This window comes from Nonomuraea polychroma, assembly GCF_004011505.1.
Taxonomy (GTDB): Bacteria; Actinomycetota; Actinomycetes; order Streptosporangiales; family Streptosporangiaceae; genus Nonomuraea; species Nonomuraea polychroma.
Genome location: NZ_SAUN01000001.1, coordinates 3677874 through 3700203, shown reverse-complemented (window position 1 = coordinate 3700203; position 22330 = coordinate 3677874). Strand labels below are relative to the sequence as shown.

25 protein-coding genes and 1 pseudogene are annotated in these 22330 nt (G+C 68.2%); 16 read left to right on the top strand and 10 right to left on the bottom strand.

What is annotated here, in order from left to right; all coding sequences use genetic code 11:
* Positions 1-15: 15 nt before the first annotated feature.
* The 6 genes from EDD27_RS16685 to EDD27_RS16660 all read left to right on the top strand — a co-directional run bounded on the left by EDD27_RS16685 (position 16) and on the right by EDD27_RS16660 (position 4625).
* Positions 16-960, top strand: a complete 945-nt coding sequence (locus EDD27_RS16685; protein WP_206641449.1) for an ATP-binding cassette domain-containing protein — start codon at positions 16-18, stop codon at positions 958-960.
* Complete coding sequence (locus EDD27_RS16680; protein ID WP_127933254.1) at positions 957-1775, top strand: ABC transporter permease; 819 nt, start codon at positions 957-959, stop codon at positions 1773-1775. The genes EDD27_RS16685 and EDD27_RS16680 overlap by 4 nt, the downstream gene beginning before the upstream one ends.
* 64 nt (positions 1776-1839) lie before the next feature.
* Complete coding sequence (locus EDD27_RS16675; protein WP_127933253.1) at positions 1840-2259, top strand: DUF6069 family protein; 420 nt, start codon at positions 1840-1842, stop codon at positions 2257-2259.
* Positions 2260-2359: 100 nt separating this feature from the next.
* A complete protein-coding gene (locus EDD27_RS58295) occupies positions 2360-2713 on the top strand; it encodes an FAD-dependent monooxygenase (RefSeq protein WP_127933252.1) in 354 nt (117 codons plus the stop codon).
* A 101-nt stretch (positions 2714-2814) separates the two neighbouring features.
* Positions 2815-4158 carry an FAD-binding oxidoreductase gene (locus EDD27_RS16665; RefSeq protein ID WP_127933251.1) on the top strand — a complete coding sequence of 448 codons (1344 nt, stop codon included), beginning with the start codon at positions 2815-2817 and terminating at the stop codon, positions 4156-4158.
* Positions 4158-4625, top strand: coding sequence for an SDR family NAD(P)-dependent oxidoreductase (locus EDD27_RS16660; protein WP_127933250.1), 468 nt, complete (start codon positions 4158-4160; stop codon positions 4623-4625). The genes EDD27_RS16665 and EDD27_RS16660 overlap by 1 nt, the downstream gene beginning before the upstream one ends.
* Before the next feature lie 203 nt (positions 4626-4828).
* Here EDD27_RS16660 and EDD27_RS16655 read toward each other — a convergent pair whose 3' ends face one another.
* Positions 4829-5617 carry an SDR family NAD(P)-dependent oxidoreductase gene (locus tag EDD27_RS16655; RefSeq protein WP_127933249.1) on the bottom strand — a complete coding sequence of 263 codons (789 nt, stop codon included), beginning with the start codon at positions 5615-5617 and terminating at the stop codon, positions 4829-4831.
* Between the two features lie 72 nt (positions 5618-5689).
* On the opposite strand from EDD27_RS16655, the gene EDD27_RS16650 reads away from it, so the two are divergent.
* The 4 genes from EDD27_RS16650 to EDD27_RS16635 all read left to right on the top strand — a co-directional run bounded on the left by EDD27_RS16650 (position 5690) and on the right by EDD27_RS16635 (position 8264).
* Positions 5690-6304 carry a TetR/AcrR family transcriptional regulator gene (locus EDD27_RS16650; RefSeq protein WP_127933248.1) on the top strand — a complete coding sequence of 205 codons (615 nt, stop codon included), beginning with the start codon at positions 5690-5692 and terminating at the stop codon, positions 6302-6304.
* Complete coding sequence (locus EDD27_RS16645) at positions 6301-7104, top strand: maleylpyruvate isomerase family mycothiol-dependent enzyme (protein ID WP_127933247.1); 804 nt, start codon at positions 6301-6303, stop codon at positions 7102-7104. Before EDD27_RS16650 ends, EDD27_RS16645 begins: the two co-directional genes overlap by 4 nt.
* A 169-nt stretch (positions 7105-7273) precedes the next feature.
* Positions 7274-7654, top strand: coding sequence for a hypothetical protein (locus EDD27_RS16640; RefSeq protein ID WP_127933246.1), 381 nt, complete (start codon positions 7274-7276; stop codon positions 7652-7654).
* Positions 7655-7850: 196 nt separating this feature from the next.
* On the top strand, positions 7851-8264 hold the full coding sequence (locus EDD27_RS16635) for an SRPBCC family protein (RefSeq protein WP_127933245.1): 414 nt from the start codon (positions 7851-7853) through the stop codon (positions 8262-8264).
* 183 nt (positions 8265-8447) lie between these two features.
* Here EDD27_RS16635 and EDD27_RS16630 read toward each other — a convergent pair whose 3' ends face one another.
* Complete coding sequence (locus EDD27_RS16630; protein WP_127933244.1) at positions 8448-9488, bottom strand: Tn3 family transposase; 1041 nt, start codon at positions 9486-9488, stop codon at positions 8448-8450.
* Between the two features lie 174 nt (positions 9489-9662).
* On the opposite strand from EDD27_RS16630, the gene EDD27_RS16625 reads away from it, so the two are divergent.
* Together EDD27_RS16625 and EDD27_RS16620 are read left to right on the top strand one after the other, a co-directional pair.
* A complete protein-coding gene (locus tag EDD27_RS16625; protein WP_127933243.1) occupies positions 9663-10310 on the top strand; it encodes a DUF2975 domain-containing protein in 648 nt (215 codons plus the stop codon).
* Positions 10311-10553 (top strand): helix-turn-helix domain-containing protein, encoded by a 243-nt coding sequence (locus EDD27_RS16620; protein WP_127933242.1) that lies wholly within the window; start codon positions 10311-10313, stop codon positions 10551-10553.
* Positions 10554-10570: 17 nt separating this feature from the next.
* Here EDD27_RS16620 and EDD27_RS16615 read toward each other — a convergent pair whose 3' ends face one another.
* From EDD27_RS16615 to EDD27_RS58645, 3 genes and pseudogenes are all read right to left on the bottom strand, one after another.
* A complete protein-coding gene (locus tag EDD27_RS16615) occupies positions 10571-12310 on the bottom strand; it encodes a hypothetical protein (protein ID WP_127933241.1) in 1740 nt (579 codons plus the stop codon).
* Positions 12311-12322: 12 nt separating this feature from the next.
* The gene (locus EDD27_RS56545; protein WP_241564075.1) at positions 12323-12883 is read right to left on the bottom strand and encodes a hypothetical protein; all 561 of its coding nucleotides are present in this window, start codon (positions 12881-12883) and stop codon (positions 12323-12325) included.
* Between the two features lie 187 nt (positions 12884-13070).
* Positions 13071-13223: pseudogene (locus EDD27_RS58645) on the bottom strand (helix-turn-helix domain-containing protein); the annotation flags it as partial.
* A gap of 395 nt (positions 13224-13618) precedes the next feature.
* Here EDD27_RS58645 and EDD27_RS16605 point away from each other — a divergent pair.
* The 3 genes from EDD27_RS16605 (at position 13619) to EDD27_RS16595 (ending at position 16279) form a co-directional block, all read left to right on the top strand.
* Positions 13619-14392 (top strand): class I SAM-dependent methyltransferase, encoded by a 774-nt coding sequence (locus tag EDD27_RS16605; RefSeq protein WP_206641448.1) that lies wholly within the window; start codon positions 13619-13621, stop codon positions 14390-14392.
* Positions 14393-14660: 268 nt separating this feature from the next.
* On the top strand, positions 14661-15905 hold the full coding sequence (locus EDD27_RS16600; RefSeq protein WP_241564048.1) for an IS256 family transposase: 1245 nt from the start codon (positions 14661-14663) through the stop codon (positions 15903-15905).
* A 191-nt stretch (positions 15906-16096) separates the two neighbouring features.
* Complete coding sequence (locus tag EDD27_RS16595) at positions 16097-16279, top strand: hypothetical protein (protein WP_206641447.1); 183 nt, start codon at positions 16097-16099, stop codon at positions 16277-16279.
* A gap of 16 nt (positions 16280-16295) precedes the next feature.
* On the opposite strand, the gene EDD27_RS16590 is transcribed toward EDD27_RS16595, so the two are convergent.
* From EDD27_RS16590 to EDD27_RS16575, 4 genes are all read right to left on the bottom strand, one after another.
* The gene (locus EDD27_RS16590) at positions 16296-16706 is read right to left on the bottom strand and encodes an HIT family protein (RefSeq protein WP_127933239.1); all 411 of its coding nucleotides are present in this window, start codon (positions 16704-16706) and stop codon (positions 16296-16298) included.
* A 77-nt stretch (positions 16707-16783) separates the two neighbouring features.
* On the bottom strand, positions 16784-18091 hold the full coding sequence (locus EDD27_RS16585) for a hypothetical protein (RefSeq protein ID WP_127933238.1): 1308 nt from the start codon (positions 18089-18091) through the stop codon (positions 16784-16786).
* The gene (locus EDD27_RS16580; protein ID WP_277750719.1) at positions 18057-18773 is read right to left on the bottom strand and encodes a tyrosine-type recombinase/integrase; all 717 of its coding nucleotides are present in this window, start codon (positions 18771-18773) and stop codon (positions 18057-18059) included. Before EDD27_RS16580 ends, EDD27_RS16585 begins: the two co-directional genes overlap by 35 nt.
* 85 nt (positions 18774-18858) lie before the next feature.
* Complete coding sequence (locus EDD27_RS16575) at positions 18859-20328, bottom strand: VCBS repeat-containing protein (protein WP_127933236.1); 1470 nt, start codon at positions 20326-20328, stop codon at positions 18859-18861.
* A gap of 387 nt (positions 20329-20715) precedes the next feature.
* On the opposite strand from EDD27_RS16575, the gene EDD27_RS16570 reads away from it, so the two are divergent.
* The gene (locus EDD27_RS16570; protein ID WP_127933235.1) at positions 20716-21372 is read left to right on the top strand and encodes a site-specific integrase; all 657 of its coding nucleotides are present in this window, start codon (positions 20716-20718) and stop codon (positions 21370-21372) included.
* Positions 21373-21397: 25 nt separating this feature from the next.
* On the opposite strand, the gene EDD27_RS16565 is transcribed toward EDD27_RS16570, so the two are convergent.
* The gene (locus EDD27_RS16565; protein ID WP_127933234.1) at positions 21398-22312 is read right to left on the bottom strand and encodes an LLM class flavin-dependent oxidoreductase; all 915 of its coding nucleotides are present in this window, start codon (positions 22310-22312) and stop codon (positions 21398-21400) included.
* Between the last annotated feature and the right edge of the window lie 18 nt (positions 22313-22330).

Below are 22330 nucleotides of genomic sequence, written 5' to 3'. Positions count from 1 at the left end.
CCCAATGGAGGGATCATGGCGGATCCGATCGTGGTCGCCGAGGGGCTGCACAAGTCCTTCGGCGACACCCAAGCGCTGCGGGGGCTGGACCTGAGCGTTCCGAGAGGAACGGTCTGCGGCGTGCTGGGGCCCAACGGCGCCGGCAAGACGACCGCGGTGCGCATCCTGGCGACCCTGTCCGATCCCGACGCCGGGCACGCCCGCATCGCCGGATACGACGTCGTCCGCGACGCCGGCCAGGTGCGAGCCAGGATCGGCCTCGCGGGCCAGCACGCCGCCGTGGACGAGAAGCTCACCGGTCGCAGCAACCTGCGCATGTTCGGGCGGCTCTACCACCTGCCGCGACGTCAGGCGCACCGGCGGGCCGATGAGCTGCTGGAGCGCTTCGGCCTGATGGACGCCGCCGACCGGCCGGTTCACGGCTACTCCGGCGGCATGCGGCGCCGCCTCGACCTGATCACCTGCCTCATCCTGCGCCCCGAGGTGCTCTTCCTGGACGAGCCGACCACCGGCCTGGACCCGCGCAGCCGCGGCGAGATCTGGGACAGCATCCGCGAGCTGGTGGCGGACGGCACCACAGTGCTGCTCACCACGCAGTACCTGGACGAGGCCGACCAGCTGGCCGACGACATCGCCGTCATCGACCACGGACAGGTGATCGCCACCGGCACGCCCGATGAGCTGAAGGCCACGATCGGGGACCGCCTCGACGTCGTCCTCGAAGACCCCGCCGCACTTGCGACGGCGGCAGCCGTACTGAACACCCTGGCCGGCACCGAACCCACGACGACCGACGCCGACCGGCTCAGCGTCGCCCTGCCCGCCACCGGCCTCCGGCTCGCCGACATCGTGCGCGAGCTCGACCGCGCCGGGGTCGCCGCCGCCGACGTGAGCCTGCGCCGTCCCACCCTCGACGAGGTGTTCCTGCGCCTCACCGACCGCAAGGAGTCCGTCCGATGACCGCCCTCACCTCACCACTGGGCCGCCTGCGCTGGACGTTCGCCGACGGGCTGACCCTGGTCGGCCGCGAGCTGGGACGGCTACGGCAAGAACCTGGGCAGATTGTCGCCGCGCTGATCTTCCCGGCCGTCATGGTGGTGCTGTTCGGGTATGTCTTCGGCAGCGCGATCCAGGTGCCGGACGGCGGCGACTACCGCGAGTACCTCATGCCCGGCCTGTTCGCGATGGTGACCTTCTCCGCGTGGTTGGGGGTCATGACGCGGGTGGCCGCCGACGCCTCCCGTGGTGTGATGGACCGGTTCCGCTCCATGCCGATGGCGCGATTGGCGGTGCCGTTCGGACAGACCGGCGCCGACCTGCTGACCGGCCTGCTGATGCTGGCCATCATGGTGGCAACGGGCCTGCTGGTGGGCTGGCAGCCGCACCGCGGCCTGATCCCCACGGCCCAGGCGTTCCTGCTGATGATCGTGCTGCGGTACGCGCTGAGCTGGGTGGGCGTCTATGTGGGCCTGGCGGTGAAGAACGACCAGGTCGCCGACGCGATGGTGCCGCTGGGCCTGCCGTTCACGATGCTGTCGAACGCGTTCGTCCCGACCGACGGCATGCCGGGCTGGCTGCGCTTCCTGGCCGACTGGAACCCGGTAAGCGCGCTCACCGCCGCCTCACGGGAGCTGTTCGGCAACCCGGGCGCCCCGTCCGGAAACGTGGCCTGGCCACTCGCGCATCCGGTGACCACCGTCCTGCTCTGGTCGGCCGCGCTGCTGGTGATCTTCATCCCGCTGTCGCTCCGCGCCTACATGCGCAGAGGACGCTGAACGCTCCAGGCATCTGTAAACCGCGTGTTCTCCTCCGAATAGTTCTCCTCCGAAAGGCATCAAAATGGCGCAAAACATCCACGAAGACGTCACCACCACCGCTACCTCTCCCGCGCGACCGCTGGTCATCGGTGGCTTGATCGCCGCGGTGGTCGCCGGCGCGGCGACCGCGGCCATCGCCGCGGTGGGGGCGTTCGCCGGGATCAGCCTGGTTGTCGGCGGCATGCCGATCCCGGTGTCCGGATTCGCCGTGCTGACCGTTGTCTTCTCCGTGGTGGGGTTGGTGCTGGCGCTGGTGCTGGCTCGCACGGTTCGCCGTCCGCGCACGGTATTCGTCCGAACCACCGTGGTGCTCACCGTGTTGTCACTGGTGCCGGATGCGCTCGTGGACGCGCCCGCAGCCACGAGGGTGCTGTTGATGCTGGCGCACGTGGTCGCCGCTGCGATCGTGGTCCCGGCCATCGCCCGCCGCCTGTCCGCCTGATCCTTCCAAGGAGTTCGAGCTCTGCACGGCGAACGTCTCCGCCGCCACCATTGATCGCATCATCTCGGGTGAGCCACCGGAGCTTGACCATCACGTGGACGTGTATGACGTCGTCAGCCAGATCCGCATGCCCGTCTGGTCTACCGGCCGCGTCGCCCTCGTCGGCGATGCCGCCTACGCGACGTCGTTCATGTCGGCCCAGGGGTCGAGCCTGTCACTGGTAGGTGCCTATGTCCTGGCCGACGAGCTGGCCAGGCACGGCGGCCACACCACCGCCTTCGCGGCCTACGAGAAGACCGTTCGGAACTTCGTGGAGCAGGACCAGGCCTTCGCCACCCGGCAGCAATTCGAGGCCCGCAACGCGATGCTGCGAAGTCAGACGGCGCTGCCATCCGACACCCAGGGTCGCGCAGCCCATACCGCCCTCACCCTGCCCAACAACAAGCCCCTCTGAGGCAGCCGGCATGTGGCTCACGTCACGGACTGCACGTGTCACAAGGAGTGGGCCACCGGCATCTTATGTCCGACCAGCTCAACCAATGCAAGGAACATGTCATGAACTCAGCACCTGAAACCCTTCGACGTGACTTCGGCGGCGACATCATCGAACCGGGCGCGGCCGACTACGCCGCGGCCAGTCGCTCGATACTGGCCTCCGGCAACCCGGCCTACGTGCTGCGTCCCAAGAGCGCCGCCGACGTGCAAGCCGCTGTCCGATTCGCCGCCGACTTGCGACTTGTACTGTCGGTGCGTGGCGGCGGCCACGCCTTCGCCGGCTTCGGCACCAATGACGGCGGTGTGGTGATCGATCTCAGCGGGCTGTCGAGCGTGGAGGTCATCGACAAGGACCGGCACCTGGTGCGGATCGGCGGCGGCGCCACTTGGGGCCAGGTCGTGGCCGCGCTGGCTCCGCACGGGCTGGCGATCTCCTCCGGTGACACCAGGAGCGTCGGTGTCGGCGGGCTGACGTTGAGCGGCGGCATCGGCTGGAAGGTCAGGAAGTACGGCCTGGCGCTGGACAACCTGGTCGCGGCGGATGTGGTCACGGCCGGCGGGCAGCTCGTGCGCGCCAGCGCGACCGAGTACCCGGAGCTGTTCTGGGCGCTGCGCGGTGGTGGCGGCAACTTCGGTGTCGTGACCGCCTTCGAGTTCGCCGCCCACCCGACCACCGACGTCATCTTCGGCAAGATCACCTTCCCGGCCTCCGAGACGGCCGCGGTGCTGCAGGGCTGGGCGGACTACCTGCGTACCGCGCCGGAGGAGCTCACCTCCATCGTCACCCTGGCCAACCCGTTCGCGGGCGGCCCGGAGGCGCCGGTGGAGATCCAGGTCGCCTTCGACGGCGACGACCCCGAACTCGCGGCCCAGGTCATCGACCCGATCCGGGCGCTGGGCACGGTGCTCTCTGACGATGTCACGCTCATGCCTTACGGCGACGTGCTCGCGGACGGCGCGACCCCGCCGCCCGGCATCCAGCTCGTCACCCGCAGTGCCTTCGTCGGACCTACGTCGGTGCCCGGCGCCCTGCGGACCCTGACCGAGATCGCGACGGCGCAGGGCTCGCCGGTCATCGCCATCCGCAGCGTCGGCGGCGCCGTCTCCCGCGTCCCCGACGACGCCACCGCCTACGCCCACCGGCAGGCGGAGCTGATGGTCATCACCACGACCATCGGCCCTGAGCCTGTCATCGCCGCCGGCCGGCCCGCGTTCGACGCGGTCTGGGGCAAGCTCGCCCCGCACGTCACCGGCGCCTACGCCAACTTCCTGGCCACCGCCACCGACGAGGACGTCGCCGCGGTCTACCCGCCCGCCACCTACCAGCGGCTCGCGGCGGTCAAGAGCGAGTACGACCCCGCCAACCTGTTCGCCGCCAACCACAACGTGAAGGGTTCCAACTGATGAGCAAGGTCTGGTTCATCACCGGCTCGTCCCGCGGCCTCGGCCGCAGCTTCGCCGAGGCCGCCCTGGCGCGCGGCGACGAGGTCGCCGCGACCGCGCGCGACGTCGGGAGCCTCGACGCGCTCACCGCATACGGCGCCGCTGTGCTTCCCCACAAGCTCGACGTAACCGACAAAGCCGCCGTCTTCGATGCCGTACGGCAGACCAGGCAGCACTTCGGCCGCCTCGACGTCATCGTGAACAACGCGGGTTACGGCCTGTTCGGAGCGGTGGAGGAGCTGAGCGACAAGGATCTGCGCGACCAGCTGGAGACCAACCTGTTCGGCCCGCTGTGGGGCGTCCAAGCGGCGCTGCCGATCATGCGCGAGCAGGGTGGCGGGCACATCATCCAGATCTCCTCCACAGGCGGCCAGGTCTCGTTGCCGCTGGGCCGCGCCGCCAGGGAGGGCGCTCCGTCGCGGAGGTAGGCAGCGCGCTGAACAGCGAGGATGTGGCCGAAGCGCTCCGCGTCCGTGGGCTGTGAGGTGGCTTCTGTGATGGTCATGATGTTGTTCCTTTGCTGCTGGCTGCTGGTGAGGACGACTGCTGCTGGTGGTGGCGACGGAGGAGCAGCGCCGCCTGGGACGTGGAGCGGGGCGCCGAGTATGTGGTGGAGAGCGGCGGCCTCCGGTTAGCGGCGGGCCATCCGGCCCATGAATCGGACGATCAGGCGGCGCGGCAGGATCTTGCTGGCGAGGGCGAGCGGGCGGCCGTTGGTGATCACCGACGGGGGCGCGGAGCGGCGGTCGAGCGTGTCGAGGGCCGTCCTGACGACGTCGGCAGGGGTGGCTCGCTTCGCGCCGTAGTCGGCCGACTGGCTGCCGGCGGCGTCGAAGAACTCGGTCTGCATGGCGCCGGGGCACACGGCGAGGACGCGTAGGCCGGTGTCGTGGTTCTCTTCCCACAGCGATTCGGTGAAGCTGAGGACGAAGGCCTTGGTGGCGCCGTAGACACTCATGTACGGGGTCGGCTGGAAGCCCAGCAGGCTCGCGACGTTGATCAGGACGCCGGTGCCGGCGGAGGCCAGCGGGTCGATGTAGGCGCGGCTGAGGTCGACCAGCGCGCTGACGTTCAGCGCGATCATGCTCTGCAGGCGGTCCGGGTCCTCGTTGATGAGGGCGTTGTGGGTGCCGAAGCCGGCGTTGTTGACGAGTCCGGTGGCGTAGATGCCGCGGGATTCGAGTTCGGCGCGCAGCGTGCGGCCGACGTCGGGCAGGCCGAGGTCGCGGGCGACGACGGTCACCGTGACGCCGTGGGCGCGGGTGAGTTCGTCGGCCAGATCCTTGAGCCGGTCCTCCCGCCGGGCGACGAGTACGAGATCCGCGCCGCGACGGGCCAGCTGGCGCGCGAATTCCGCGCCGAGCCCGGAGCTCGCTCCGGTGACGATGACGGTCTGGCGGCGGTAGTCGACTTTGCTCATGCATTCACCCTACGCACGAATGTGCACGAAGTGCAAGTTGCTACAACGTGTGATCCTCCGTACCATCGGTGCATGGCTCAGAAACCGACACCCCTTCGGGAGCAGACCCGCTCGGTGGTCCGCTCGCTGCTGGCTCGGACCGCTATCGAACTGTTCGCCGCCAAGGGGTACGACAACACGACGCTGGAGGAGGTCGCCGCCGCGGCGGGTGTCTCTCGGCGGACCCTGTTCAACTACTTCCGCAACAAGGAAGACCTCGCGCTCAGCGGCCTGTCCGAGCAGGGTGAAGCGATCGCCGCGCGGCTCGCCGAGCGCCCGGCCGAGGAGGACGCCTGGACCTCACTGCGCGCGGCGTTCCAGGTGCTCGAGGACATCGACACCACGCCCGAGCGCCGGCTCGAAATGATCACGCTCTTGTTCGGCAACGAGTCCCTGCGCGCCGGGCACGCCGAGAAGCAGGCTCGCTGGCAAGACCTGTTCGCGCCGCTGATCGAGCCGCGACTGCCCGACTCCGACCGCCGCGCCCTGCAGGCGCGCGCGATCGCGGCCGCGGCGATCACGTGCCTGCAGGCAGCGAACGAGGAGTGGGTGCGCCTGGGCGGACAGGTCGACCTGTTCGACCTCTACGACGCAGCGGTGCAGGCGATCCGCCGCCCGGCCTCACCACCAGAGAAGAAGATGACATGACCGATCGCCTGCCCGCGGCGGACCTGCGGAACATGGCCGCCGCCCTCCGCGCCGAACGCGCCGAGATGCTGAACTTCACCAGCAGCCTCACCGACGATGAATGGACCGCGCCCAGCGCCGCAGCTGGATGGCGCATCGCCGACGTCGTCGCCCACATCGGTGCGACGGCGCGGAGCTTCTACACACCCGCCGGGCTGCGCACGATCTTCGCCGCCAGCCTCGAACGGGTGAACGAGGACCCCGTCGACCGACGGCGGGACTGGAGCCGTGCCAAGGTAACGGCCGAGTACCAGCGCGCCGGCCGGCGAGCCACCACGCTCCTCGACGTCGTGAGACGCACACCCGCCGCCCGAGTGCGGGTACCGCTGGCCGAACTCGGTCGCCACCCCATGGGTCTGATGATCGGCGGCGCACTCGTCTTCGACCATCACACGCACCTGCGCCACGACATGGCCCCAGCGCTCGGCCGGCCCGTGCCGCCCACCGATGCGGACAGGATGCGCGCGGTCCTGACGTGGATGATCGCCGTACTGAGCAATCAGGTCGCGAAGGCGCCAGTCGCCAGGCTCGACGCCCGCGTCGCACTGACTCTCACCGGCCCCGGCGGCGGGACCTGGTGGATCGACGAGGCAGGCGGCCTGACTCCATCCAATGGCGCTGTCGCCGCGCACGTCACCGCCCCCGCGCTGACCTTCCCCGACTGGGGCACGCAGCGGTCATCCTGGCGCGACAGCGACGTCACGGTCACCGGCGACACCGAGCTCGCCGCCCGCTTCCTCGACGCCGTCAACGTCATCTGATCGGGCGCGGGAAGCCCGCCTCCCAGGCAGCCCCGGACCGCTTGTTCGCTACTTCGATGTTCCACGGGTTCACACCCGAAGAACTGGTCGTTCTGCGCGACCTGTGCCTGCGGCTGGCCGCCAACCAGCATCACCTCGCCGACCACCTGCGCCAGATCGGACAACAGCCATGAACACGACAGCTCAGGAACAGACCCGTCGCACCGTGCGCGGCTATCACGAGGCGCGCTTCCGCGGCGAGGTGTCCGCGGCGGCAGCGCACCTGGGAGAGCCGTTCCGCTTCCAGAGCCCGTTCATCACCTCCGACGATCGGACGGGCCATCTGGCGACCTTGCCAGGGTTCGTATCCATCGTGACCGGCGTCGAGCTGATCAGCGAGCTGTACGGCGAAGCGGAGGCCACACTCGTGTACGACGTGCACACCGCGACGCCGGTCGGGACTCAGCGCACGGCCGAGCACTTCCGGCTGGACGGCGACAAGATCGTGTCGATCATGCTGTTGTTCGACGCCTCGCCCTGGCAGCCGATGAAGGCCCAGATCGAGCTATGAAACGACGCGCCCCAGGGCCCGAGTCAAAGCGCGAACGACGTTGGCGAGTTTGGCGTCGGTGCACCCGCGACGGCGGCTCGCGGGTGGTTGGGGTGTCGGTGTGCCCCAGGGCAGCCGAAGAAGATGCCACCCACGGGTCGCGGTCCCTGCCTGCCGGCGAGGAGCTGCCCCATCCCGAGAAGGAGTTCCCGGCGTCATGGCCTCCATCCGCCACGAGATCGTCATCGATGCGTCCCCCGAGCACATCTGGGATGTGCTGCGCGACGTCGGAGCCGTGGACGAGCGCCTGCTGCCGGGCCGTGTCATCGACACCCGGCTGGAGGGCGACCAGCGGTTCCTGACCTTTCCCGACGGGCACGTCATCCGCGAGCTGATTGTCGCGATCGATGACGATTCCCGCTGCTTGGTCTATTCCGTTGTTGAAGGCGCGAGACCCGCGCTCGAGCACCACCACGCCTCGTTTGAAGTTCGCCCGGAGGGCGACCAAGCGGGCCGGCTGATCTGGACCACCAACGTGCTGCCACACACGCGAGCCGCCGAGATCCGCATTCGCATCGAACAGGGCGCATGGGAGATGAAGCAGGCAATCGAGGCCGCAGCACGCAGCTGAGCCACCTACCCATGTGAACTCCTGGAAAGGGGCAAGTTCGTCATGCTTGGCGACGTCAAAACCGCGTCGCCGGTGGGCGCGACGGGCGTGCTGGCCACTGATGTGGTAGTGCCATCGCCGCAACCCTGCGCTGTCGCGGCCCTCAGGATGCGCAACGGCTCATGACGGGTGGGTGGGGGTGGTTCACGCTGCATTGGCGTCCTCGCCGAGATCGGGGTTGACCTCCATGTCGTCCAGCGGCGCGTTGAGGGCGTAGATGTAGTCGCCGAAGCGGCGCACGTTGTCTTCCTGGTAGGGGGACATGATGGCCACGTCGGCGCGATGCATCGTCTCGCCCTCGGTGCGCAGCTGGTTGAGTACCAGGGACATGTCCGGCGTGGTCTGGTACATGATCAGGTCGGCGACCAGGGTGTTGAACTTGATCGCTTTCTCTTGTTCCTCGGGCTCGTTGTCGGCGATCACTCCGTTGTTGCCGAACCCGATCCATTTGGCGAAGTTGTTGTAGGACTCGACCATGTTGGTGGCCCGGGTGATGTTCTCCCGCAGAGCGGCGTCGGAGATGTAGCGCAGCAGCACCATCGTCCTCTTGACGCGGCCCAGCTCGCGGTAGGCGCGGTAGATCTTGTTGCGTTTGGAGTCGTGCCGCAGCCGCCGCAACAGGGTGATCGACGACAGCTCGCCTTCGCGGATCGAGATGGCCACCTTCATCAGGTCCTGCCAGTGGCCCTCGATTAGCCGCCAGTTGATCGGCTCGCCGAACAGCGCGTCGATGTGCCGATAAGCGATGCCGGCCTCGGGCCGGTGAAAGGTCAGATCCCGGAAGTTGCGGATACGTGGCAGCAGCTCGAACCCGAACAGGTACGCCAGCCCGAAGACCGGGAACGACTGGCCTTGCGTGTCGGCGTGGATCTCCTTGGGCGCTGCTTCGCTCTCCTGTTCCAGCAGGCCCTCGATGATGTAGACCGCCTCCCACACCCCGCACGGGATGAACCGGGAGAACAGCACGATGTAGTTGTCGGCGATGTGGTGGTAGGCGATGCCGCCGAATCCTAAAGCGCGTGAGTTCGCAGATTCCTGAGGGTGAAACAGCGGGAACCCGCGTTGGGGTGGGCGTTGAGCGTGCGATCGGTGCAGGTTGCGCTGTCTGAACCGGAGAGGGTCTGAGGGCTGTTGACGGGATCTCAGCCGAACAGAAGCTGCGGTGATGGCATTCGACGACGCCATCGTTGCTGAGAGACAAGGAGCCGACGTGCTCGATCGGCGGCCGTCGCCGACGGAATCGTCCGGGTTCCTTTCCGGTTACGCAGCGGGATGCATGTGCCTGCTCCGCTTGTTTTATCGTTTTTCGATGCTACCGTGAGCTACGTCATCATCGATAAACGATAAAGGAGGCGGCCGATGCCCGGCAGCCCGACAGCAACCGCGCCCTCGGCAGTCGGCGCGTGGACCCGGCGCCTGCACGCGCTCCTGACCACCGCCCTCGTCCTTGGCGTGCTCGCTTCCCTCACGCGGCTGATTGCCGACGTCATCCTCGCCTTGCCGACGGCGAAGGCCGACTACGGCTTCACCGGGCTCTGGCCGTCGCACGCCAGCGTGTCGCTCGACGGGGCTCTGGCCCCGGGAGTACGCGCGGTGGACGTCATGATCGAAGCAACACTCTACGATCCGGCGCGCGCGCCGCTGCTGGCCGCTCTGCACCTGCTCGCCTGGCTGCCCGGCGCGCTGGTGATGCTCTTGCCCCTGTTCTGGCTCGTCCGCATCACCAGCCGGGGCGTGGCCGGAGACCGCGCGCTGTTCTCCGCCGACACGGTGCAAGACCTACGGAGGATCGGTGCGATCCTCACCCTTGGCTCACTGGCGGCCTGCGCCCTCGACTTCGCGGCCAAGACCGCGGCAGCCCGGATGATGACCATCAACGCGTATCTGGTGCCCGGCGACGTCGACTGGCCGCTCGTCGCCGTGCTGATGGGTGTGGGAGCATTCGTGGTGGCTGAAGTGATCGGGCGCGGCCTGGCCATGCTCGACGAGATCGAAGGCACGATCTGAGTGCCACCAGGCGAGCTCAACGGGCGCATCGAGATCCGGCTCGATGAGCTGCTCGCTCAGCGCGGCATGACGTTGACCGAGCTGTCCTACCGGGTCGAGGTGACAATCGCCAACCTGTCCATCCTCAAGACCGGCAAAGGCAAGGCCATCCGGTTCTCCACCCTGGCCCGGCTGTGCGAGGTGCTCGAATGCCAGCCGGGAGACCTGCTGCGCTACACGGACAATCCCGCCGACGACCCGTGACGCCGGGGCTAGCCCCGCTACCTCGGCAGGGTTGATCGTCGTTCGGGGTGGGCGGCGTAGACGTACTTCATGGCGGTGGCGGCGGAGATGCCGAACACTCGCATGAGGTGTACGGGGTCGGCGGTGTGCTTGGCCTCGTCGAGGATGCGGTCTTGGCGGAGTTTGGACGGGCCGATCCCCAGCGGCCGGAAGATCTCGTTCATGACCATGTTGGAGACCGGGGTGTCCATGACGGCGGTCTGCTGGCTGAGCAGCAGGTGACGGTTGGTCGAACGGGGCCAGCGGCGTCGGCGTTCGCGCAGCCAGGCGATGGCGAGGGTATGGGTGAGGTCGTCGAGGTAGACGGTGTGGCGGGCCAGGTCGCGGCGGACGAGCAGCGTGCCGTTCTGCAGGTCCAGGTCGTCCAGGAGGAGTCCGGTGGTCTCGTTGCGGCCGAGGCCGTGGATGGCGACCAGGGCGACGACGAGCTTGGCCATCGGCCCGTCGGCGTGGTCGATCAGGCCGCGGAGGCGGTCGGTGGGGATCGGGATGGGCAGGCGGACGACGGCGGTCATGGTGATGCTGCGGGTGGGGTCGCGGAAGATGAGCCGTTCCTGCTTGAGGACCTGGAACAGGCTGCGTAAGGCAGTGGCCAGATCCAGACCGGGCTGGCCGGGCCGCTGCTTAAGGACGGCGTGGACATCGTCGCGGGTGATCTCACGCAGGCTGGCGACCTTCCCGGCCCAGCCGGTGAGGACCGGGGCCAGATAGCCGAGGTACTTGCGGATCGTTTCGAACGACATGGCACGGTGCTGACGGCGGCCTTCCCCGCGTAGGACCCGGACCCAGGCATGCAGCTCGTCGGCGATGCCGGCGGGAAGCTCGGCGAGTCGCTGCTGGATGGTGCGTTGGTGGATGTCGATCTCGCGGTCGGGGTCGGGGATGGCCAAGCCGCGCTGTTGGAGGAAGGCGAGGATGTGTCGGGCGCTGGTGCCGGGCCGGTCGGCGGGCAGTGACCAGATGTCGGCCTCGTGAATGGGGGCGTCCATGCCGAGCCAGGCCAGCAGGATCCGCAGGCTGCGAGCGGCGATTCGGTTGACCTGCTCGTCCAATCCCCGTTCGGCGGAGTGCCGCCGGAAATCCTCGAGCAGAGTCTGGGCGTCTGCGGTGAGGGACGGCAACTGGTCCAGGGCGCGCTTGGCGAAGCAGCCCCAGTCCCGGCGAACGTCGAACAGGACGCCCTGGCCGGGGTTGAGGAGGTGCCGTGAGAGCGGTGGTGGCGGTGGTCGCCGGGTCACGGCCCGGGCGCGGGCCTTCTGGTGGGGCGCGACGTAGCCGAGGGTGCCGGTTCGCATCGCCAGGCGCGGAGCAAGGTCTCCGCCCAGCCACAGCTGGGTCCAGGACTCGGCTCGCGCTGCGGGGCCGTGCTGGTCGATGTGCAGGCAGCAGGCGCGGCAGAGCCCGTCCGCCAGTGGGACGTCCGCGCGGCGGCAGCGGGTGCAGGTCCCGATCGGATGGTTCTGCTTGTTCCAGTTGCCGCAGCCCTCGCAGGTCCTGCGAAAGCCGCAGCAGTCGCAGGACCGGCAGCTGCGCTGTGGCTTGTGCAGAACGACTGGCCGGGGACGGTGGCGAGGACGGAGGATCCCGGCACCGGTCAGGCTGGCGTGGCGCAGGACATCGGCGACGGCGTTGCGGAAGCGAGGCAAGTCGTCGAGGGTCTCCTCGGGGAGCTTGTCGTCACCGTCGGCTTCGCGGACGGCCAGGACAAGGCGGAGCATGAGGCAGGTTCCTCACCACCACGCCGTACTCAGTCCGCGCTCTGCGGCCAGGGCGATCGCGACGTCCTTGAGACGCTCGTAGTCGGCCAGGTCACGGTCTTTGACCCGGCGGGCGTGCGCGTCGGTGAGCTGGCGGCGGGGTCGAAACAACAGCAGCTGCCCGCGGATCGTCGGTGGGCAGACGCGCGGGTCGTCGACCCGTTCGGCCGTCTCGATGCGCTTGCGCTCCAGCAGCGAGCGAGGCCGGGTGCGGTCGGGCGCCTGGCCGCGGACCGGCCGGTCGAGCGGCTGTGACTTGGGGAGCCGATCTCCTGGCAGGATGAGTATGAGCTGCGCCGACCTGCCACCGACCGGGGCCGCGACCCATTCGGGCTCGTCAAGGCGGATGGTCAGCAGGCATAACCGGCAGAGCCCATCGGTGTTGACGCGGCTGCCGTGCCCGCACCGGCGGCAGCGTGCTTGCGCCGGGTGTAGCTGTCGCCAGGAGGAGCACGCGATGCAGTCGGCGAACTGGGGTTTCTCGCCCCAGCCGAGGCAGACGCGGCATTGCCCGATCGGGCAACGGCGCGGCATCGTCAGTTCGGTGGTAGCGAGCGGCGCCGCCCGCCCCGCCGCGGTGTCGGCCGCACCGGGCCGCTGGGCTCGTCACCGGCTCCGACCGCCCGATTGGTCTGTTCCGCTGGCCGTCGGCGGTAGCGGCCGGCTCGGCTTCCAGCAGATCGGCGACAGTGCAGCCGAGCGCCGTGCAGATCATGTCCAGGTCGTCGAGGCGAATGGAGATCGGTTTGCCGCTCCAGAGCGCGGCTACCTTGCTGAGCGACGGGGTGAACCCCACCTCCTCGAAGGCCTTCAGCAGGTCGCTGGGCCGCCAGATGTCGCGCTTGGCCGCAGCCCAGCGCAGGTTCCACTTCATCTCAGGTTCCCCTTGTCCATCGTCAGCCGCAAGGCTTATCTGGGGTAGTTAGCCTCTTCCCGCAGGTCAAAGCTATATGATCTTGTCAGTCATGTAAGGCAAGTAAGCTGGCTGTTCCCGCTCAGCGGCTGGCGGCTGGCCCCTGGACAGGGGCTGAGTGGCTGGCGCAGGAGGTCTTCAACAACACCGGCAAGACGGACATCCTCATCCGCGTACTGGACACGCTGCGTATCAAGTTCGGACGTATTGATAGTTCCGAAGCGCCGAACACGGCGAATGACCGAGCGGATCAGCTCGCGCTATCCGCGGCATGGGCGGACGGGTTGTCCTTGCGAAAACCATTGGTGCCCGGCTTGCTCCTCTGATGGACTGACGTCCCGCCGTGAGTCTGCTGTGTGACGGAGGTAGTGGTTGTGACGGAATATGACGTGCTTGCCGAGGTGTACGAATGGCTCATCTCGGATGCAAAGTTGCCTCCCGCCGAGTTCGCTGCGTCGTTCGATGACGTCCTCAGTCTCCTGCCGTCGAACGCTCACGTCCTCGACTGTTCGTGCGGAACCGGACAGTTGGCGGTTGGCCTCGCCGGTCGTGGCATGCAGGTTGCCGCAACTGACGCCAGCGAAGCGATGGTTCGCCGGACTGCAGAGCTGTCTGAGGAGTTCGGGGCCTCCGTCCGGGCCGTGCGGGCGAACTGGGAAGAGTTGCCCGATCATTTCGAGGACGACACGTTCGACATGGTGTTCTGCGTTGGCAACTCGCTTCACCATGCCGCGGGCGCGACAGGCAGGGGTGCTGCTCTGGAGTCGATGTCACGGCTTCTGCGCCCTGGCGGGCGCTTGGTGCTCACATCCCGCACTTGGGAACTCGTGAGGGCCAGAGGTTCCCGGCTGGACATCAGGGACCGACTCGTCCGACGAAACGGTCGCGATGCCGTCGTGGTCTACCGCTGGGAGATTGCGCCGCATTGGGAGGATGAGCACCACATCGAGATTGCGATCGCCCAAGTTGATGCGACTGGGCTGGTTCTTGTCCGCTCGGAACTGCTGTCCTGCTGGCCCTACCGGTACGAGGAACTCGAAGTCGAGCTGCACCGGGTCGGACTCCGGACGGAAGTGAGCACGTTCGATCTTGAGGCCGAGAACTACATGGTGGTCGCGAGCAAGGTATAGACACCGGGCTCTCAGTCCCTGACAGGACCGCGCGGTTGCTCGCAGGACGCTTGCGCCCTCTCATCGCCTGGGAATGTGGACGAGGCCGAGCGGCAGCTCCTTGCCGAGCTGGCTGCCAGGGGTTAGCGTCCACGGGAGTGGTGTACGGGTTTGAACCTACTCGTCACCTTGATGCCCGTGAGGGAAGATCGATGTGACATGAGGGCGGCCACTCCGCGATCCTTCACAGCTGTCGAAGGCATAAGAAGGAGAACGAGAAGTGGCCGCTATGGACATTCTGCCTGCTGAGGGCGAGTGGTTCGACGAGAGCCTGGCGCAGGCCTCGCCCGATGTGCTGCGCGAGATGGTCGTGCGGATGGCGCAGATGATGATGGACGCCGAGGTCGAGCAGCGCTGCGGCGCCGGCTACGGCGAGGTGTCCGAGGCGCGCATCAACTCGCGTAACGGCTATCGGCGGCGCGAGTGGGACACCCGGGCCGGGACCGTCGAGTTGGCGATCCCCAAGCTGCGGCAGGGCTCGTACTACCCTGACTGGCTGCTGGAGCGGCAGCGGCGGGCCGAGCGGGCGCTGGCCTCGGTGGTGGCGACTTCGTATCTGCTGGGTGTCTCGACCCGGCGGGTGGAACGGCTGGCCGAGCAGCTCGGGGTGACCAAGCTGTCCAAGTCGCAGGTCAGCGTGATGGCCCGGGAGCTGGATCAGATGGTGAGCGAGTTCCGCAACCGGCCGTTGGATGCCGGGCCGTACACGTTCGTGTGGATCGACGCGCTGACGCAGAAGGTGCGCGAGGGCGGGCGCACGGTCAACGTGCACGCCCTGGTCGCGACCGGCGTCAACGCCGACGGGCACCGCGAGATCCTCGGCATCGACGTGGTCTCCAGCGAGGATGGGGCGGGCTGGCTGGCGTTCTTGCGCGGTCTGGTCGCCCGCGGCCTGTCCGGCGTCAGTCTGGTGATCTCCGACTGTCATGCCGGGCTGCGCGATGCGATCGGCTCCACGCTGCCCGGCGCCTCCTGGCAGCGGTGTCGCGCGCACTACGCGCGCAACTTGGCGACCTGCGTTCCGAAGGCGGCTCAGCCGTGGGTGTCGACCATGCTGCGCACCGTCTTCGAGCAGCCCGACGCCGCCTCGGTGCGCGCGCAGCACCGCCAGGTCGTCCAAGCGTTGGAGGACAAGTACCCCAAGGCCGCCGAACATCTGGACGAGGCGCGCGAGGACATCCTGGCCTTCGCCGTCTACCCCAAGGCGGTGTGGCGGCAGATCTGGTCCAACAACCCCCAAGAGCGGCTGAACAAGGAGATCCGCCGCCGTACCGACGTGGTCGGCATCTTCCCGCACCGAGACGCGATCATCCGGCTGGTCGGCGCGGTACTGGCCGAGCAGCACGACGAGTGGACCGAAGGCCGGCGCTACCTCGGCCTGGAAATCCTCGCCGACTGCCGCAAAGCAGCCGGAAGAAAGGCCAAAGAAGACGCCGCTGATGTCAATGTGACCAATGGTGCTATTGCTGCTTAAATAGCGATTCAGATCGCAGAGTGGTCGAATCTCATACACCACGATCTTGGACGCGGCCTGCCAGGGCCGCCGACCTGGTTACCAACCTGCAGCGTGAACGGGACCGGCTCCGGGCGGCCGGGGAGAACACGGCCTGGCTGGATCGGATGCTTCACGAGACGAAACCACTAGCTGCCGCCACTCACGATCTCATGATCTTCGGGGCCATTCGGGCGGTGATCGAGCGTCATGGCGGCGGGCCATACCCGGCTGAGGACCTGGCGGCCCTCGCTGGAGTGAGCGTCGAAGACGCGCAGCGAGTGCTGGAGCAGATGGTCCGTCACGGCCTGGCCACTCCGCCCGGCGGGGAGCCGCCGGGCGCGCCGCCATCTTGATCGGCAGATGCCTCGGTCAAGCAGGCCGGGTCTGTGGGGCCGGCAAGTGATGGGGCGGGCGATTCGAAGGGTCTTTGATCCAGAACCGAAGACCGCGTCCCGCCAGCGGCTCTCCCTCGTAGCGAGGGACTAGATGGCAATGAGCGTGATCGACGCTCTGTCCACCGACCGAGCCAACATTCCATCCGACGTTCCATCCGTCTGGGGCATGGGACGTGGTGAGGCGTTTCTTCATCTCGTGAAGAAGTTGCTGTGTTGCTGCCCATTCCTTGCGGGTCAGGTCGAAGACGGTGGGCCGATGGGCAAGAGGGATGATCATTGCTGATCCCTCGGGAGTCGCGCCCTGGGTGTAGATGGCATAGCAATGATCATTGGCGACTACGATTTCTGGCTCGATCTTCGGAAGACAAAAGGGGCAGTCCGGCATTCGATCATCATGCTCGATGCTCCTCGGGGCTGCCTCTCAGGTGCGTATGCCCTGCGTCGTCCGGATCGAGTGATGCCTCAGGCCAGGAGACCCAGGGTTTCCGGCGTTTCCCAGGCCGTCAGCTGCCGCTCGGGGTCGGTTTCCTGGTGTGCGAACTGGTTGATCAGCTCGGCGAGGGCTTGCCGGTCCTGCCCGGGGAGGGCCTGCAGGAGGGCGATCACCGGCTCCAGCAGCTGCATGGAGGCCTCGGCGATGGCGTTGTCTTCGCTGAGATCGAGCCCGATGACGATCTCCGTGAGGGCTTTGGCAAGGGTGCGTTCGAGCGTGGTCATGATGGGGCTCCTGGCCGGTCGTTGGGGTTGTGGTGCGTCCGGGACGGTCCTGGTCAGCCTGCTGCCTGCTCGGTGAACCGGGCTTCGAGGTCGGCGATCATCTGGGCCAGCATCTAGGGCGTCCTCGCCGTCGTCGATGTCGTCGCCGACGGCCTGCTCTGGCGGGTCCTCGGGCGGGTGCTTGCCCATCACGCTGTCGCCGTCTCGCGCCGAGCACGACGCTGAGCACCACGTTGAGCACCACGCTGCGCCGGGACGCCGGCCCCGCTGATGGCGGTGACCTGGCGTGCCCAGGTCATGAACACGTCCAGGTCGTCCAGCGCGACACGGGCGTCGGCCTGCTGGGTGACATCCAGCTGCACCAGACGCGCGAAGCGCTTGACGAGGCGTGCGGACTGCTCTGCCAGGGCGAGGAGTTCCGCCGGTCTCGGCCAGCAGCTGGATCAGGAAGGCGTCGCGGGCGTGCCGGGCCATGCCGAGCAGCACGGCGATCTCCTCATCCGACAGCCACTCATAGCCCGGGACCGCGGCCCGGAACTTGATCGTCCGGGCCCTCACCGTCCGGTTCTGGCCGTCCTCGCCCGCGTCGAACCCGACCGGCAGAAAGCGCAGATACTTCGGCCGAGTCAGCGCATTGACCAGCGTCGGCGGCACCCACCCCTGCAGACAGCACCACGACAGGAACTCCACCACTGTCCCCATGATCGCGTTCGCGGTGCCCTCGCTGCGGTAGTGCGCTTTCGCCCCCGGCCTGCGCGACCGCGCCGGCATCGGCTCGTCCACCAGCCACCGCATCATCGCCATCAGCTGCGCCAGGCTCGGGCTCGACCAGTCCACCCCATGGCCACGGCAGTACGACAAGTACAACGCGATCCGGCCCGCGTAGGTCTTCTCAGTGTTGAACGCCCGGCCCGCCGCCCGCAGCCCCGCCAGATACGCGCACGCCTCGACATGCAGCCCGAGATCCTCATCATCGACCACCACCCACGACACCGACTCGTCGGCGGCCACCGCCCGCTCAGGCCGGTAGAACCGAGGCAGTGCACCTGACATGGCTGACATGCCTGAAGACCCCTAGATATCTGTCTGGCAAGTACGCGCCAACCTTACTTAGCGCACATGTCTGACTACAAAGAGTCACACCAGATAACTGCACCGCCCGCCCGGCGGCGGCCAGGCTGGTCTTCTCCGGGTCGGCGTGGGCGGTGGCCAGATACGAGACCGTCGTGGTCGGACGATCATGACCGAGCATCTTCTGCACCTCCCACAACGACATCCCGCGCTCGTAGTTGTGCGTGGCCGCGGCATGCCGCAGCAGGTGAGGGTGCAGGTGCTGGACCGGGCCGGTCAGGAACCGCTGCCCCGCGATGCTTAAGGCGCGGCGGAACGTCGACGGGGTCACCGCGATCCCTGGTGTTGCGACATTCAGCGCGGACACCGCGCGCGGGATCCGTTCGGAGGGGAACAGCGGCGCGTTCGGGTCGTCGGGATCGTCGGGGAAGTCGCCGCGTACGTCCTCCATCCACCACCACAGCAGCGCCCGACCTTCCTCGAACATGTAGGCCTCGCGCGGTCGGGGCCCCGATCCGCGGGCGCCCTTGCCGTTGACCAGGAACCGGCCCCACTGCCCGGCCTCCCAGTGCAGGTCACCGATCGTGACCCCACAGAGTTCGGCGGCCCGGACGCCCGAGATGTAGGTGAGCTTGCCCATCACATAGTCGCGCCGGGCGATCAACGGCTTGCGGGCCTGGTCCAGCGACTCCCGCCAGCGGGCGAAGAACTCCCGGGTCGCCCGCTGCGGGCGCCGCTCTTTCAGGGCGTTAGTTCAACGGGTAGCCGAAGTCGTCGTCTCGTTGCGCGGGGGTGATGTGGACGGGGGCGTTGCGTCCAGTTGGTGAGTACACGGACACGGCCCCGTCAGCGGCGGCGAGGAGTTCGGCGGCGGCGTCGCCGTCGAGGTCGATCAGGGACACGGCCTGGCCGAATCCCGCCGTGTTGGGGTCGGAGATGCCGACGGTCTCGGGGACGAGCACCTGGGCATCCCGGGCCGACAGGCCGCCGCGTCGGCCACGCAGGACGTAGACAGCCCCAGTATCTCCATCGCCGCCGACAGCGACGTCGCCGTACCCGTCGGCGTCGACATCGCCGACGGCGACGGACGAGCCGAACCCGCCAGCGACATCCGTGGTCTTGGGCATGCCCGGAGACCCTGGCCCCAGCAACCGCCGCTCGGCCAGCCCGCCGGCCGAGCCTCTGCTGATGTAGATCTGGCCTCCCGAGTCCTCGGCGTCCGCGTAGGAGCTGCCCGCGATCACGTCGCCGAAGCCGTCGCCGTCGATGTCGCCGATCGCCACGGCGCCCACGCCCCAGCCGGGGAAACGGCCGGGCACCCGGCCCGCCAGGCCGGTCGGCGAGCCACGGTACACCACGCCCGTTCCTTCATCGGCTGGATCGTCCACCGAATAGGCCACAGCGAGGTCGGCGAAGCCGTCGCCGGTGACGTCGCCGGTCGCGAACGAGCCGACGTAGGTGGCCTCTGACAGGACGGTCTTCCAGCTTGCCCGTCCCTTCCTGATGCTGCGGCCGCCATAGGTCACCCAGACCCCGGCGTCGTCCGTCACGACCAGATCCTGGTATCCGTCCTTGTTGAAGTCTCCGGCGGCCGTCAGGAGGGTGAGCCACCCGGCCGCCAGCGGCTGCGTCACGGTGACCGGTGTGCCGGAGAGCCCATCGGCGGTGCCGAAGACGATGGTCAGCTGGTGGTTGGTGCGAAGTTCCTGCGGGGCGGCGGGGTCATTCGTCACCGGTACAACAATCGCCAGGTCGGCGTATCCATCTCGGTCGAAGTCGCCGGAGGCGAGACTCAGGATGTCGTCCTCTGTGCGGGGTGCCACGACGCCGGTGGAAACGATCTCGCGTTTGGTGGTGGTGAGGCCGTCGGCGGAGCCGTACAGCACCTCGGCCCGCAGGATCAGCGCTTTGCCGTCCGCCGTGGCCTGAGGGGCTCCGACGACCAGATCGGGGTAGCCGTCGCCGTTGTAGTCATGCGCGGCCCGGACCTTGCGGGCAGCCGCGCTGACGCTCGCCGCCGGAGTGGCGACGGCGGTGTAGGGCGTGACGCTCGGCGGCGGAGCCGAGGTGGCAGCATCCGCCCGCGTCGGGGTCGTGACCGGGGGTGGTGTTGTGACCGGGGGCGGCGTCGGGGCGGGCGTCGGCATCGTGCTGCATGCCACGGCGGCGAATCCGGCGAGGAGGCAGATTGCGAGTTTTCCCGGAACGGGGGAACGCATCCGATGATCATAGTTCGGCCCGTGCCAGGGGGACGTCATCCGCTGCGTTGCCGGGTACCTCAGGGAGGCGGCGACCGACGGTGCTCCCGGCACCGGCAACGGAGTATTCAGGGGGCCTTAGCCCTGGTGCTCGGGCTCGTCGGTGCGGTCCTCGGTGGGCTGGCTCTGACCCGCTCCCGCCGCACCCAGCCGAGCGGCTGACCGCCGCGAACACAAGCGCGCGATCGAGGCCCTGATGACCTCCGACCGCGTGTTTCATAAGCGGTCGTTACCTGTAGCGCCTGAGCCGCTGTCCACGACGTCCATGACGAACGACTCCTTCCCGGTGATCCGCCTGCTGGATGTGGTTATCTGCCGCCGTCCACCACGCAGATCACCGGAGGAAGCATGCAGGTGCAGCGCGTCTTGTCGCCCGTCACAGGGCTGGAGTCATGGACCGTGCTGGGCGACGACGGCCCGATCCAGCCGATCGAGGCCTATCTGGCGTACCTGACCGACATCGAACGGTCCCCCAACACGATCAAGGCCTACGCTCACGATCTGAAGGACTACTTCACCTTCCTCGACCTGCAGGGGCTGGACTGGCGCGAGGTGCGCCTGGAGGACCTGGGCGAGTCCGTGGCCTGGCTGCGCCGCCCGCCGGGCATGCGCGAGGGAAACATCGCACTGCTGCCCTCGGTGGAGCATCACTGCACCGAGGGACCGGATCGGCCAGCTGAACACCTTCCACCTCGATGTGAACGCCCGTCTGAACCTCACCCCGGCGCCGAGCTGGAGATCGACGCCCGAGCAACGACAGAACGAACGCCAGTGGCGATAGTGAGCTCAAGTCACGTGGATGTCGCCACTGGCCGTTCGACCGTGGTCCGGCCGGTTCATCAGTGGGATGTGGGTTCGTTGACCGGATGGAGCTCGATGGCCGGGGCGCCGAGGCTTCCCTGCCTCCCGCCGCCCTCGAGGAGGGGTGATGGCGGTCCAAGAAGAGCTTTGAGCGGGCAGCTCGGCCGGTGGGATGCCATCCGCGCGCGGTGTCACGTACGTTGAGATTCGGCGTGAGCCGGAGTACGGTTCAGCCGTTTTCCTTCGCGATTGCTTCGCGGACGGACGGGACGACTTCCTGGGCCCAGCGGGTCAGGAGGGTGAGGTCAGGGGCGCCGTGGCCGGCGGAGAAGAGCGTGAAGCCGGATGCGCCGTGCTCCAGCACGGCTCCGGTCAGTTCCTCGACCCACTGGCCGACGGATCCGCCGAGCCAGCGGCCGTCGCGGTCGCGGGTGGCGGGCAGTGGCCGGTCGGTGATGCGTCCGGAAAGGTTGAAGACCGTGCGGATCTGGCTCGGCTCGCGGCCCGCGGCCGCCGCCGCTTCGTCGATGATGGGCCGCGAGGCCCGGTAACGTTCGCTGAGCCAGTCGGCCGCATGGCCGGGGATCCAGCCGTCGGCCACGCGGCCGGTGGCGGCCAGGGATTTCGGGCCGACCGATCCCGTCCACACGGGAGGCGCGGCGACGGGAGCGGGCTCGATCTGGTGCACCTGGTAGTGGCGGCCCTGGTAGGTGACCGGAGGGCCGCCGCCCGACAGCAGCTTGACCAGGACGATCGCCTCTTCGAAGGCGTCCACGGCGTCGCCCGGTGACAGCCGCGGCACGCCCATGTCGGTGATGCGATCCCACAGCCCGCCCGCGCCCATGCCGAGTACGATCCGGCCGTCCGACAGCGCCGACAGCGAGGTCACCGTCCTGGCCAGCATGGCGGGGGGCCGGGTGGGCAGGTTGGTGACGTTGGCGAAGCCGGCGATGTGCTGCGTACGCCCGAGGATGAAGCCGAGCGCGGCGTAGGCGTCCAGGCGCCCGCCGATGTAGGGATGGTCCGACAGGGTGCAGATGTCGAGCCCGTCCCGGTCGGCCTGCTGGGCCATGCGCAGCAGCTCGGGTATGTCGTCGATGCCGGGATGTGTGCCGAAACCGAAGACCACGTTATGCGCGGACAATGTTGTGCCTTTCCGTGC

Bases quoted from the DNA above. Each gene is read 5' to 3' on its own strand.
- EDD27_RS16685 (WP_206641449.1), top strand. From the start codon at position 16: ATGGCGGATCCGATCGTGGTCGCCGAGGGGCTGCACAAGTCCTTCGGC.
- EDD27_RS16680 (WP_127933254.1), top strand. From the start codon at position 957: ATGACCGCCCTCACCTCACCACTGGGCCGCCTGCGCTGGACGTTCGCC.
- EDD27_RS16675 (WP_127933253.1), top strand. From the start codon at position 1,840: ATGGCGCAAAACATCCACGAAGACGTCACCACCACCGCTACCTCTCCC.
- EDD27_RS16665 (WP_127933251.1), top strand. From the start codon at position 2,815: ATGAACTCAGCACCTGAAACCCTTCGACGTGACTTCGGCGGCGACATC.
- EDD27_RS16660 (WP_127933250.1), top strand. From the start codon at position 4,158: ATGAGCAAGGTCTGGTTCATCACCGGCTCGTCCCGCGGCCTCGGCCGC.
- EDD27_RS16655 (WP_127933249.1), bottom strand. From the start codon at position 5,617: ATGAGCAAAGTCGACTACCGCCGCCAGACCGTCATCGTCACCGGAGCG.
- EDD27_RS16650 (WP_127933248.1), top strand. From the start codon at position 5,690: ATGGCTCAGAAACCGACACCCCTTCGGGAGCAGACCCGCTCGGTGGTC.
- EDD27_RS16645 (WP_127933247.1), top strand. From the start codon at position 6,301: ATGACCGATCGCCTGCCCGCGGCGGACCTGCGGAACATGGCCGCCGCC.
- EDD27_RS16640 (WP_127933246.1), top strand. From the start codon at position 7,274: ATGAACACGACAGCTCAGGAACAGACCCGTCGCACCGTGCGCGGCTAT.
- EDD27_RS16635 (WP_127933245.1), top strand. From the start codon at position 7,851: ATGGCCTCCATCCGCCACGAGATCGTCATCGATGCGTCCCCCGAGCAC.
- EDD27_RS16630 (WP_127933244.1), bottom strand. From the start codon at position 9,488: ATGGCGTCGTCGAATGCCATCACCGCAGCTTCTGTTCGGCTGAGATCC.
- EDD27_RS16625 (WP_127933243.1), top strand. From the start codon at position 9,663: ATGCCCGGCAGCCCGACAGCAACCGCGCCCTCGGCAGTCGGCGCGTGG.
- EDD27_RS16615 (WP_127933241.1), bottom strand. From the start codon at position 12,310: ATGCTCCGCCTTGTCCTGGCCGTCCGCGAAGCCGACGGTGACGACAAG.
- EDD27_RS56545 (WP_241564075.1), bottom strand. From the start codon at position 12,883: ATGCCGCGCCGTTGCCCGATCGGGCAATGCCGCGTCTGCCTCGGCTGG.
- EDD27_RS16600 (WP_241564048.1), top strand. From the start codon at position 14,661: ATGGACATTCTGCCTGCTGAGGGCGAGTGGTTCGACGAGAGCCTGGCG.
- EDD27_RS16595 (WP_206641447.1), top strand. From the start codon at position 16,097: ATGATCTTCGGGGCCATTCGGGCGGTGATCGAGCGTCATGGCGGCGGG.
- EDD27_RS16590 (WP_127933239.1), bottom strand. From the start codon at position 16,706: ATGCCGGACTGCCCCTTTTGTCTTCCGAAGATCGAGCCAGAAATCGTA.
- EDD27_RS16585 (WP_127933238.1), bottom strand. From the start codon at position 18,091: ATGTCAGGTGCACTGCCTCGGTTCTACCGGCCTGAGCGGGCGGTGGCC.
- EDD27_RS16575 (WP_127933236.1), bottom strand. From the start codon at position 20,328: ATGCGTTCCCCCGTTCCGGGAAAACTCGCAATCTGCCTCCTCGCCGGA.
- EDD27_RS16570 (WP_127933235.1), top strand. From the start codon at position 20,716: ATGCAGGTGCAGCGCGTCTTGTCGCCCGTCACAGGGCTGGAGTCATGG.